Annotated in this window: 10 protein-coding genes; 2 read left to right on the top strand and 8 right to left on the bottom strand. The window is 64.6% G+C overall.

Annotated features, from left to right (window positions below):
- Window positions 1-22: 22 nt before the first annotated feature.
- Window positions 23-763 carry a helix-turn-helix domain-containing protein gene (locus ACLP9N_RS33830; protein ID WP_442411476.1) on the top strand — a complete coding sequence of 247 codons (741 nt, stop codon included), beginning with the start codon at window positions 23-25 and terminating at the stop codon, window positions 761-763.
- A 573-nt stretch (window positions 764-1,336) separates the two neighbouring features.
- Here ACLP9N_RS33830 and ACLP9N_RS33825 read toward each other — a convergent pair.
- The 8 genes from ACLP9N_RS33825 to ACLP9N_RS33790 form a co-directional block, all read right to left on the bottom strand.
- Entirely contained in the window at window positions 1,337-2,098 is a 762-nt protein-coding gene (locus ACLP9N_RS33825) for an enoyl-CoA hydratase/isomerase family protein (protein WP_442411475.1), read from the bottom strand.
- A complete protein-coding gene (locus ACLP9N_RS33820) occupies window positions 2,095-2,859 on the bottom strand; it encodes an alpha/beta fold hydrolase (RefSeq protein ID WP_442411474.1) in 765 nt (254 codons plus the stop codon). The genes ACLP9N_RS33825 and ACLP9N_RS33820 overlap by 4 nt, the downstream gene beginning before the upstream one ends.
- Window positions 2,856-3,917: an acyl-CoA dehydrogenase family protein gene (locus ACLP9N_RS33815; protein WP_442411473.1), complete on the bottom strand. Its 1,062-nt coding sequence runs from the start codon at window positions 3,915-3,917 to the stop codon at window positions 2,856-2,858. The genes ACLP9N_RS33820 and ACLP9N_RS33815 overlap by 4 nt, the downstream gene beginning before the upstream one ends.
- Complete coding sequence (locus ACLP9N_RS33810) at window positions 3,914-4,678, bottom strand: acyl-CoA dehydrogenase family protein (protein ID WP_442411472.1); 765 nt, start codon at window positions 4,676-4,678, stop codon at window positions 3,914-3,916. The genes ACLP9N_RS33815 and ACLP9N_RS33810 overlap by 4 nt, the downstream gene beginning before the upstream one ends.
- Entirely contained in the window at window positions 4,575-5,063 is a 489-nt protein-coding gene (locus ACLP9N_RS33805) for an acyl-CoA dehydrogenase family protein (RefSeq protein WP_442411471.1), read from the bottom strand. Before ACLP9N_RS33805 ends, ACLP9N_RS33810 begins: the two co-directional genes overlap by 104 nt.
- 576 nt (window positions 5,064-5,639) lie before the next feature.
- A complete protein-coding gene (locus ACLP9N_RS33800; protein ID WP_442411470.1) occupies window positions 5,640-6,320 on the bottom strand; it encodes a thioesterase II family protein in 681 nt (226 codons plus the stop codon).
- 93 nt (window positions 6,321-6,413) lie between these two features.
- Entirely contained in the window at window positions 6,414-7,409 is a 996-nt protein-coding gene (locus tag ACLP9N_RS33795) for an alpha/beta fold hydrolase (protein WP_442411469.1), read from the bottom strand.
- Between the two features lie 437 nt (window positions 7,410-7,846).
- Entirely contained in the window at window positions 7,847-10,177 is a 2,331-nt protein-coding gene (locus ACLP9N_RS33790; RefSeq protein ID WP_442411477.1) for an arylsulfatase, read from the bottom strand.
- Between the two features lie 486 nt (window positions 10,178-10,663).
- Here ACLP9N_RS33790 and ACLP9N_RS33785 point away from each other — a divergent pair, with 486 nt between their 5' ends.
- Window positions 10,664-11,074, top strand: a complete 411-nt coding sequence (locus ACLP9N_RS33785; RefSeq protein ID WP_442411468.1) for a hypothetical protein — start codon at window positions 10,664-10,666, stop codon at window positions 11,072-11,074.
- Window positions 11,075-11,531 lie beyond the last annotated feature (457 nt).

Genomic DNA, 11,531 nt, shown 5'->3' with positions numbered 1-11,531 from the left:
GGAGCCTGGCTAGGTTGGGGCGATGGACGCAACCACCGCAGCCTCGACCATCGCGGGCCCTCTCGGGGACCTGGCGGCCAACTTCTACTTCTCCAAACAAGCCAGCGCCCGGGGCGAAGCCATCGGCTTCGACGTCGTCTCCCTCTACGCTGCCGGTCGAGCATCCATGCTCGGTGGCGTCGACCCGGAGACCGCCGACGCCATCTTCTACTTCTTCAAGCCCGGCATGATCGCCGCGGTGGTGACCCAGGGTCGTAGCCTGGCCAGTGAAGACGCGATCGCGGCAGCCCACCTCGGTGCCGCTGACGACTATGCCGAGGATGCCTTCGCCGCAGTGGATTCGGCCACCCTCGGCGCGTTCACCGACGCGGTGGGCGCCCTCGTCGCCACGGTTCCCTCGGGCTCCTGGCCGTTGTTCGATGGCTACCGCTCAGCCCCGGCAGCGCCGACGGCCGCCGCTCGGGCCTACCGGGCCGCCATCCTGTTGCGCGAGCTGCGCGGCGGTGTGCACACCGATGCGGTGAAGGCCGCCGGGCTCTCGCCTGCCACGGCCTGTCAGTTCAACCGAGACCTCGACAACTTCAAGATGCACGGTTTCTCCGAGGAGGACATCGACGAATACACCCCCGAGATCGAGGCCCAGAAGGCGGCGGCCGAAGCGGCGACGACCGCGCAGATGGCGGCACTGTTCGCCCCGCTCTCGCAGACCCAACTCGAGGCAATCGTCGCTGGCACCAATGCCCTCGTAGGCGCCCTCGGCTGATGCTGCTCCTCGGAAGGAGGTCGTACGGGCGGATCGTAGAGCGGGTTCACAAGTTCCGCGCCGCCGATCACCCCAGGACCGACGGTGTGGACTTCAGACTGCCGTATCCCCGCCGGCGGGTCGGGTGGGTCCTGATTCATCGCCGAATACTGTCGGAGAGATGCGTCGATAGCGTTGGGTTGGCCCAGGGCCGTTGACCCGGAAATGACCGAGCCGCCCACGAAGTCACGGTTGCCCGGAGGCCGACCGCATTACCCGCCCTGTAGTAAAAGGTAGGTTCGCCGCCTTGGTCGTGTTGACGCCGTCAACACCTCTCGCGTATCCGCAGGTACTTTCGCGTACTTTCGCGTCGTTTCGCGTCGTCAAATTCGAGGTTTCCCCAGGTCAGCGAGATTTTTGGGCTGGGTTCGATTCCCGGCAGCTCCACAAAGAACTTGCAGGGCATAGTGCTGAAGTTCCTTCAACGTCCACAGCGGTCAAGATCTGGGAGTTCAGGCCTCTCGTCCTGGCGCGGCCTGGCGATCAAATAATACCGAGTTGCCACTGAACCTTTGCCGTGAGGCCGGTCACCCCTCAGCGACCGGTGAACATCGGCGCGCGGCGCTGGGCCGCCGCAGCCACGCCCTCGCGGAAGTCGGCGGTCGCCTGTAGTCGGGTTTGTTCTTCGAGCTCGCGCGCGGTGGCCGCGGCGACAGCCTCGGCGAGCCCGGCGCGCATGGTGGCACGGATGCTTGTCAGCGCCAAGGGAGCCGAGGCGGCGATGCGCTCGGCGAACCGAATCGCCGCCGGGCGCACATCACCGTCGGCGGCCAATTCGTCGACCAAGCCTGCTGCGTGGCCGAATTCACCACCGAAACGCTCACCGGTGAGCATCCACTCGAGTGCTTTTTGCTCGCCAATGACACGTGGCAACGAGGCAGTAATCCCGAAGCCGGGATGAAACCCGAGCCGGCTGAAGTTGGCCGCAAATTTCGAGGAGGGTGCAGCCACGCGGAAGTCTGCGCTGAGGGCAAGCCCGAGTCCGCCACCGATCGCGCTGCCGTGTACTGCGGCGACAACCGGCTTGCGGCTGCGGAACAATCGAATGGCCTGAGCATAAAGCTCGCCGGGCGACAAACGTTCCTCGGCGGGCTGGGAGAAGTCGGCGCCGGCGCAGAAGTGTTTTCCCTCCGCACACAACACGATCGCCCGGCATTCGACGTCGTCGTCCAGTCGCTCGTAGGCGTCGGCGATGCCCCTGATCAAAGCGGTGTCAAAGAAGTTGTTCGGGGGCCGATGGATCTCCACCATGGCCACGTGGCCGGCGAATTCGACGGTGACATCCCGAGTGGTCACAGCTGTTCCAATAGTTCGCGCACGGCGGTATTGAACGTCTCGGGCTGGTCCATATTTGCCGCATGCCCCGCGTTGTCGATAACAACCTTGCCGGCAGTGGAGATGCGGCGGTGCATGTAGTCGGCCGCGGCCAGGAAGTCGGTGTCTTGAGCACCGACGATCACCAACGTGGGCACCGCGATGCTGTCGAGCGAGGTGATCACGCGGGCGTCCTTTTGAGCCATGACACCGCGCGCGGCGCGGGGCAGTCCCTGGGGATTCTCGTGCACCGCCTGCGCGAGTTCCGCCGAGCTTTCAGCGCGCGTTCGGCCGCGCTCAAGTTCTTGGGCGCGTCGTTCTACCCACGCGTTCCACTTGTCGCGGGCCTCGTCGTTGCGGTAGCCGGGCCCGGTGTCGACCAGCACCAGCGCGGCCACCCGCCGCGGGTGGACGAGGTGGAAGGCCAGGGATAGGTAGCCGCCCAAGGACATTCCGCCGAGCACCGCCCGGTCAGCACCCGCGGCGTCGAGAATGGCCGCCATGTCGGCGACGCTGATTTCCTCGCTGTAGCCGTCCATTTCGTCGGGTGCGTCGCTGCTGCCGTGGCCCCGCTGGTCCCAGACGATCACTGGTCGGTCGACGCTCAAGGCATCGATATTGGGATTCCACATGCCCGCGGTGGCGCCGAAACCGTGCGTGAGAAAAAGCGGCACACCCGACGCTTGCGGGTTGTGCACCTCGAAAGCCAGCTTCACCCCGTCTGGGCGCTGCAGTCGCTTCACTGCACCACCTCGGACCCGGACTGGATGGCTGGGTACAGGGCGTCGGGACCGGACGCGACCAAGGCCGCCCCGAGCCGGTCTGCCCAGCGATGATGCCCTCCGGCTTCATCTCGCCAGGCCCAGAGTCGACGGGTGAGATAGTGCAACGGATACTCCTTGGTCATACCGATAGCGCCATGTGTCTGATGAGCGGCCGCGGTCACCAGCTGTGCGGCCCGGTCGGCAAGCATTTTGGCGCAAGCGATTTCGAAGCCGCCCCCGCCGAGTTCGACCGCTACGACCGCACCCTCGATAGCCGACGCGACCACGGTGGCCTGCTGGTGGATGGTGACCAAATGGGCTTGCACGGCCTGGAATCGACCGATGGGGCGCCCGAACTGCTCGCGTTCGCGGCTGTAGCGCAGTGTCATCGCCGCGATGGCACTCACTGCGCCGGCCATCAACGCGGCACGCCCCAGCGCGGTGCGCTCCCAAAACGATTGTTCGGTGACCTCGTTCGGCGCAGCGGCGCATGCGGTTACCGGCACACCATCGAAAGTCACGGTGTCACGTGGCTCATCGGCGAGGTTGGCTCCGCGGCTGACGGCCGGGCCGCCTGACTGTGCCGCTGGTCCGGGCGCGAGCACCACGACACCGTCGACGAGTCCGACAACATGCTCGGCGCGGTGACCCCACGCCACGGCAGGCGCCGTACCGAATAGGCGATCGCCGTCGAGACGGAGCCGCCCGGCGGCAGCAGGTGGCAGTACCGTGCGAACACCCTCGGGCAGCGCGAGACCGGCAGACGCCAGGAGCCAGCCACCGACCAGTCCGGCCTCGGCCAGGGGAACCGGCGCCGCGTGTGCTCCCGCGGCACGGAGCAGCTGAACCGCATCGGCAATGGTGCCCCCGGCTCCGCCCAGCGCCTCCGGAACGGGGACGTCACTGAATCCGGTCTGCTGCAACGCGTTCCATAGATTTTGAGCCCAACCGGTAGCTTCGGCGTCGCCGACATCCTGCCACTGGCTGTGCTCGTCAAACAGCTTGGCGGCCAGGCCATATAGTTCGTTGTCGCTCATGACAAACCTTTGGCAGCGACCGAGCGCAGCACCTCATTGGTACCGCCTCGGATAGTGAACGACGGCGAGTCCAGCACAGCGCGACGCAGCAACCGTTCGAACAACGACGGAGTATGCGCCGGCTCCAGTCCGCCCACGAGCTCACGGTCCAACAATTCCCGAAGCGCGCTCACTACGTCCTGCTCGAACCGGGTGCCCATCTCCTTGATGAGCGCGGCCTCGGCCGCGGGCGTCCCTCCGGCGTCGATCGCTCTGGCCACAGCCAGCGAAAGACGGCGCAGCACCCAGTACTGGGCCGCGAGCTCGCCGATCAGCCGGCTCCCGGCAGGACTGGCCGCCAGGTCTGGCCACTCGCGGATGAACTCCTGAACCAGTAGGAATGTGGAGATCCACCGGTCTGGACCGCTGCGCTCGAAGGCCAATTCGCTGGCGTTCTGCGCCCAACCGTGCCCGATTTCGCCGATCACCCCCTCGTCCGACACCAGCACCTCGTCAAGGACCACCTCGGCGAAGTGGTCGGTACTGCCGTTCAGGAAGGGGATCGGCTTGACCGTCACGCCAGGGCTGCGCATGTCGATCAGGAATCGGCTCAGTCCCTCATGGCGGGCGCCCTCCCCGCTTCGACACAGCGCAATCATGAAGTCGGCGCGCATCGCATTACTCGTCCATACCTTGACGCCCGACACCCGCCAGCCGCCTGTGACGCGCACACCTCGCGTTCGCACCGAGGCGAGATCGCTTCCGGCGTCCGGCTCGCTCATGCCGATGCAAAAGCACAACTCCCCCCCGGCAGATTCGAGGCAACAGCCACCGCTTCTGTTCCTCGGTGCCATAACGCAACAGCACCGGGGCGATCTGCCGGTCGGCCACCCAGTGATGCCCAACCGGGGCGCCCCAGCGCAGCAGCTCTTCGACGACGACGAAGCGGTCGACCGCGGTGGCGTCGCGACCGCCATAGCGCGCTGGGACCGACATGCCGACCCAGCCACGGTCAGCCAACGCGGCGGAGAACGCCCGATTAACCTCAGCGCCCATCCCGAGGCCGGGCTCGAACGTCCCCCAAGGCAGCGTCTCGATCAGGAATGCGCGAACCTGCGCCCGCAATTCCAGCTCCGGGGCGGTGAGCTCGGAGGGCGACACGACCATACTTGGCAGGCTAACCTCACCCGGGCCTCGCAATTGGAGCGGGAGCGCGTTGGTAAATCTTGGATTGCTACCGCGGTCGACGTTGCCGAACGGCTACCCATACCTGCCAGCGCTGGGTGCCGACCTCTGCACGCGCGGCCGAGTGGCTAGTGCGGGTGGCTGATTCAACATTGAGTCCTCACGCTCTCGATAGCCGACGCCCTGGCACCACCGGCTTGGGCATCGGCACGATCGGCCTTCTTGTCGACGATCGCGGCGCACCTACCGCTAATGACGGGGCGCAGTGAGCCCGCAAGCTAAGCCCACCCAGATCGCACTCGGTCGCCTCTAGTGATTCCTGAAGTGGGTGGGGGAGTGTTACCCGAACGAGAAACTCTCTTGACGCCGTCAGGACCCGAGAGCGAAACCGCAGGTAACGGGAGATACTGAATCGGATCGAAACGGAACGAACCGGCAGCTCAGAAGTCATATTGCCTGTTAGAGCATCGGGTTCGATTCCCGGCAGCTCCACTGAGAACGTGCAGGTCAAAATCCTGAAACGCGCGTAGCGCGGATCGATCGCAAGCAGAGTTTGGCTTATGCTGCCGCGATCGTCGACAACAGAGGCCGAAGCGTTTTGAACAGCGGCTGCCGGTCACGGAGATAGAAGTGGCCACCCCTCAGGATCTGCACGGAGAAGTCTGCCGTTGTCCGCGAACGCCATTCGTGCAACTCGGATTCACTCACCAGCGGGTCCTCGCTGCCGCCAAAGACATGGATCGGGCAGGACAGTTCCGCTGTGTCCTCTTCCTCGTCTGTCATGCACAGCCGCAGGTCGTGTCGAGTGGCCGTGACGGCTCGCTCGTGAAGAGTGGGCCATCGCGTCAGTCCCGAAGGCAGGCCGCCCAGATCGGACAGAAGCGTCGCGAGTTGCTGGTCGTCGAGGAGATCCACGACATGGAGTGGCGGCGGAAGATGCGGTGGGGCGTAAGCGGATAGGAATACCGCCCGCGGCAGCGGAGAACCGTGCGCCGCGCGCACGCACGCCAACCGGTATGCCAGCAGGGCGCCGAAACTGTGGCCGAAGAACATATGCGGATGATCGAGGGCGGATCCCAGCTGAGCGTTCACCACGTCAACGAGCTGCCGCAGCATGGCGAACCGCTCGCGGTTGGCGACCTCGACGGGAATCACCTCGACGGACGGCTTCAGCGCCTTGTCCCAGGAGTTGAATGCCAACCCACCGCTCCCGGCGTGATGAAAGCAGAACAACCGCACGGTGTCAGTCGCCTTTCTATGTGGCTTGTGCAAACAGGTGGTGACGAAAACCGCACACGCGATTTGTTGGATAGCGACGCCGTCTACCAGGGGTTAAGCAAGGTCCGACTCGTGTTCATTCGGCTCGTCGTTGGCGTACTTACGGACGCCGGTCTGCAGCGCCGCACGCAGCAGGTCTGGGTCGTAGGCGAACGGTTCGGTCGAGTCGATGAATTGCTCGACGATTTTCACGAAACGGTCCGGGTGATCGACGTGCGGCACGTGCCCGGACTCCTCGAAGATCTCAAGACGCGAACCGGGGATCTGCTCGTGGGCCAGCCTAGCATGGCTTACGGGGATGATCAGGTCGTCCTCACCCCAGATGATCTGCAGCGGAAGGTCTGGCATCAGATAGCTGCGGTCGAGCATCGTGACGAACTGGCCGCGCGTGTCGACCACCGCTCGTAGAGTGCGTGCGAATGCGCTTACGGCACCCGGTTTGCGCAACCCGCCGACCAGGCGCGGCAAACTGGCCGCATCGCGGGTCAACCTAGTCGAGCCCACCACGTTTCCGACGGCGCGGCTTGCGAGTTGCAACGCGGGGACCGCGCCGGGCACTCTCAGCATCGAGAGCGCCTCGGCACCCATCGGCATGGCCGCCAAGCGCAATGCAAAGCTCACGTCTTTGGTCACGCCGCCGGCGCTCACCAGCACGATGCGCTCGACGAACTGCGGGTATTGATAGGCGAACTGCATTGCGATGCCCCCACCCAGAGAATGCCCGACGATCGTGACACGGTCGATGTCGAGGGCGGTGAGCAGGTCGCGCATGCCGTTGGCGAAAGCCGCCAACGAGTAGTCGGCGCGCGGCTTGTCCGACTCGCCGTGGCCCAGCAGGTCGGGGGCGATGACGGTGAATCGTTGGGCAAGCTTGGCGTGCACGGGTTCCCACGTCATGGAGTTGTCGCCGACGCCGTGGAGCATCAGGATGACCGGGCCAGAGCCGGCGATGCGGAAGGCACGGCGGTGGCCATGGATTGTGCGGAATTGCAGCGACGGCGAGGCGATATCCCGTACCGGCCGGAGGTGGCGGCGTGAACGGTCCCGCATGGCGTTGTCCTCTCCTGTGTGCGTCTCGATCGCCGCATCGGGCGTAAAGAGAAGCTTCCAGGGCAGCGCTTGCAAAATCCTTGCGGAATCCTTGCGACGTCCATGAGGGATGGTTGGCCATCGAAAGCGTACGGGCATACGCGGAGCTCAGCGACTTCTTGCCATTTTGCTGAAGGCACGTCGCCCCCGTCGGGGTCGTCCTGGCGCCCCTCCATCCGCGGACCGGATGCCGGCTAAACCTCGAACTTGTGAGCGCGGCTGTCGGCAATTGCTCTGCGTGATCGCTTACCACGCCGGGGTCCAGGTCTGTTGTCTGTCTCTTGCTTCGGCTGCGCCAGGCGCAATTCCAACGCTCGCACGAGGTGGTAGCCGTCCGGTTCGGCATCGCACGACTTGGACGGGGCCGCGGACCAGGCGGTGGTGGGTGGCAAGTGTGGCTACTGTTTGGCCATCGCGATGTTGATCCGATCCTCGGGTCTGATCAGGTGGTCGTGACCGTCGTCGCCGATGTCGATCTGTACCCACTTGATCTCGCCGGTGAACTTGTTTCCTGACGCGCCATAGTCGGGGGAGGCAGGTGAGCCGGTATCGGCGCCAACGTCGCAGGCTTCGTCGGCCGAGTAGGCCATCGGCTGCGTCATCTCGACGCGTCCCTTGCCTACGGGCTGGCCGTCGTAGTACAGCGTGACGTCGCCGCCCTTCGCCAATCCGCCCCCGTCGTAGGCGAATTCCATGCGCACCTGGTGCTCCCCGGCCGGTATGGGCTGGTCTGCGGTGATCATGAAGTGCTGGATGCCGAAGAAGTTGTAGCAATACTTGAGTCGGCCTTCATGGGCGTACAAGCTCCAACCTCCGACCATGCCGCCTTGCGTGACGATCACGCCTTTGGCATCCGATTCGGGCACAACGAGCTGTGCGGTAACCGAGTGCGATTTGTTTTTTAGTGTCAGCACGCAGTTTTCGCTGACCCGCATCCCTGAGAACAGCAGCTGGCTGTTGCCGCGGATCAACTGCGGACGGCCCGCGATATCCGGGTTGATGCGCTCGAACGAACGGTCATCCAGCGGCACGACGTTGTACTTGACCGCCTCGATGAGCCACACGCGTTGCAACTCGGCCAGCTTCTCGGGGTTCTCCCGGGCGATGTTGTGAGCCTGGGTCCAGTCGTTGGGGCCGTAAAGCTCCCACACGTCCTGGTCGAACGGCGGGGCGTCGACCAGCCACGGCGTGCGGTGTTTGGTGACCGCGGTCCAGCCCTGGTGGTAGATGCCGCGATTGCCCATGATCTCGAAGTACTGCACGTCGTGGGTCTCGGGCGCGCTGCCATCACGCAGCACGGGCAGCATGCTGACCCCTTCCAGCGGCGCCTGCTGAATGCCGTTGACCGAGACCGGCACCGGCAGCCCCGCCGCTTCGAGGATGGTCGGTGCGAGGTCGATGACATGGTGGAACTGGTTGCGGCACTGGCCTTTATCGGTGATTCCGTTGGGCCAGTGCACGATGGTGCCGTTGCGGGTGCCGCCCCAGTGGGAGGCGATCTGTTTGGTCCACTGATACGGGGTGCATAAGGCGTGCGCCCAGCCCACGGCGTAATGGTTGTACGCGCGCGGTGTACCGAAATCATCGATCTTGCTCAGCAGGAACTCGGTGGTCTCGACACCGCCCATGCCGTTCAAAACGGTCATTTCGTTGAAGCAGCCGTTGGGGGTGCCTTCGGCCGAGGCGCCATTGTCGCCGATGACGTAGTAGATCAGCGTGTCGTCGAGGATCCCGAGGTCATCGATTGCGTCGATTACCCGCCCAACCTCGTAGTCGGTCTGCTCCATAAAGCCGGCGTAGATTTCCATCTGCCGGGCCAGCACCGGTTTGAGATCTGCCGGCATGTCGTTCCAGGCGGGGATCTCGTTGTGGCGCTTAGTCAATTCGGCGTCGTCTGGGATCACGCCCAGTTCTTTCTGCCGTGCGAAGACATTATCCCGCAGCGCATCCCAGCCGGTATCGAACTTGCCCTTGTACTTGTCGGACCATTGCTTGGGCACATGGTGGGGCGCATGTGTCGCACCGGGCACGTAGTACATGAAGAACGGCTTGTCGGGTGCCAGCGCCTTTTGCTGGCGCACCCAGGTGATCGCGCGGTCGGCGAGGTCCTCGTTGAGGGTGTAGCCCTCCTCTGGTGTCTTGGGCGGCTCGACCGCCGTGGTGCCCTCATACAGCCCGGGGTAATACTGGTTGGCCTCGCCGCCTACGAAGCCGTAGAAATACTCGAACCCCGACCCGGTCGGCCACTGGTGAAACGGCCCGACCGGCGATACCTCCCAGGCCGGGACCTCGTGACACTTACCAAACTGTGCTGTCGAATAACCGTTGAGCCGCAGCGTCTCTGGGAAGGGCGCCTTGTTCTTTGGCCGGATGCTGCTATTGCCCGGCGCAGAGGTGGCCATCTCTGTGATCGCACCCATACCCACTGAGTGGTGATTGCGCCCGGTCAGGAGCGCTTGACGGGTCGGCGAACACAACGCCGTGGTGTGGAAGCGATTCAGCTTCAGCCCACCGGCCGCCAGCCGCTCCGCCGTGGGAGTGTAGCAGGGGCCTCCGAATGCCGACGAGGCGCCGAAACCGACGTCGTCGATCATGACGATGAGCACGTTCGGCGCGCCCGCTGGCGGGCGCAGCATGGTGATCGGCGGATATCTCGTATTCGGATCCTTCGCGTCGTAGGTCGTCAGACCCACGCGCTGGGAATCGGGGATCGGCAAGGTCTCCCGCATGATTGGCGGAGCCGCCTGAGCCGCCTGAGCCGCCGGCGCCGCTCCGGCAGGTGCTTCGCTATTGCCGTGACCAGGTGACAGTGAATCCGCCATGATCATCCCTTTCTTGAACGATTGTGAGGTGACCGACGCTACGCCCGTGGGGTGGCAAACAGGCGCTGTTCTCCTGAACTCTCCGCGGCCCAGCAAATGGCCCAGGAAGGTCGCCGACGCGGGTGGCATTACGACCGTGGGGCGTATGAAACCGGCAGCTCGCGGGGGTAGGCAGCTCCTCTTGACGCCGTCAAGACCCGAGAACGAAACCGCAGGTAACGAGTGGGACTGAAGCCGATTCATTGTGATCGTGTCGCATCTCGCAAACTATTAATGTTGCAAAGATGGTGCTGGAAGCGCTGGCCGCAGTTGGGTGTGCCGGCAGCAAGCCGAGGAGTCCGTCTGCCGTTATGGCCGCCGACTCCATCACCGGCAGATACGGGTCCTGCCGCCGTGCCTGGTTCGACCGCGCTTGTGGAAGAGGTCCAGCGAGAACTCAACGTGATGCGGGTCACGCGCTACCAGCACACGACTACCGTGGACGAGAGCAGCGGCAGTTACTTCTACGATTGCTCGGGACTTCTGGATTACGCCATGGGCCGGGCGCGAGCCGCCGATCTTCAACCCATCCCGCATACCAAGGCGCGGCCGCTGGCGGCCGACATCGAAGGTTATCTGCATCGGGGACTGACCGGCCCAATCGAGGGCTGGCAGGCACTGGAACGCGTTGATGCGCTGAGTCCCGGCGATGTCGTCGCGTGGCAGGCCACCGAGGACTCCACGACCGGCGACACCGGTCACGTCATGGTGGTGCTGGCGGCCCCGGCCCTAAACTCTGCACGCGTGGCTGGTGCGGGTGGCTGACTCGACATTGAGTCGTCATGCTCTCGATAGCCGGCACCCTGGCACCACCGGCCTCGGCACCGGCACGATCGGCCTGCTTGTCGACGATCGCGGCGCGCCCACCGCTTTCTACTGGCGGGGCGGAGTCAGCCCGCAAGCTAAGCTCACCCGGATCGCACTGGGTCGCCCCCAGTGATTCCCGAAGTGGTGGGGGCGGGGGACCCGAACTGGAACCCCTCTTGACGCCGTCAAGACCCGAGAACGAAACGGCAGGTAACGAGAGGTACTGAATTGGATCGAAACGGAACGAACCGGCAGCTCAGAAGCCATATTGCCTGGTAGAGCATCGGTTTCGATTCCCGGCAGCTCCACTAAAAATCGCAGGTCAGCAACGCGGCGCCGTCGTCGAGGCGCACCATGGTGCGCGAAGATTGGGCGCTGGTTGCTGTTGCCGGCTGTGCTGGCTGGGGCGGAGACT

It is taken from the genome of Mycobacterium sp. (genome assembly GCF_052144515.1).
In the GTDB taxonomy this organism is placed as follows: Bacteria; Actinomycetota; Actinomycetes; order Mycobacteriales; family Mycobacteriaceae; genus Mycobacterium.
This window is presented reverse-complemented; position numbering and strand designations above follow the sequence as displayed.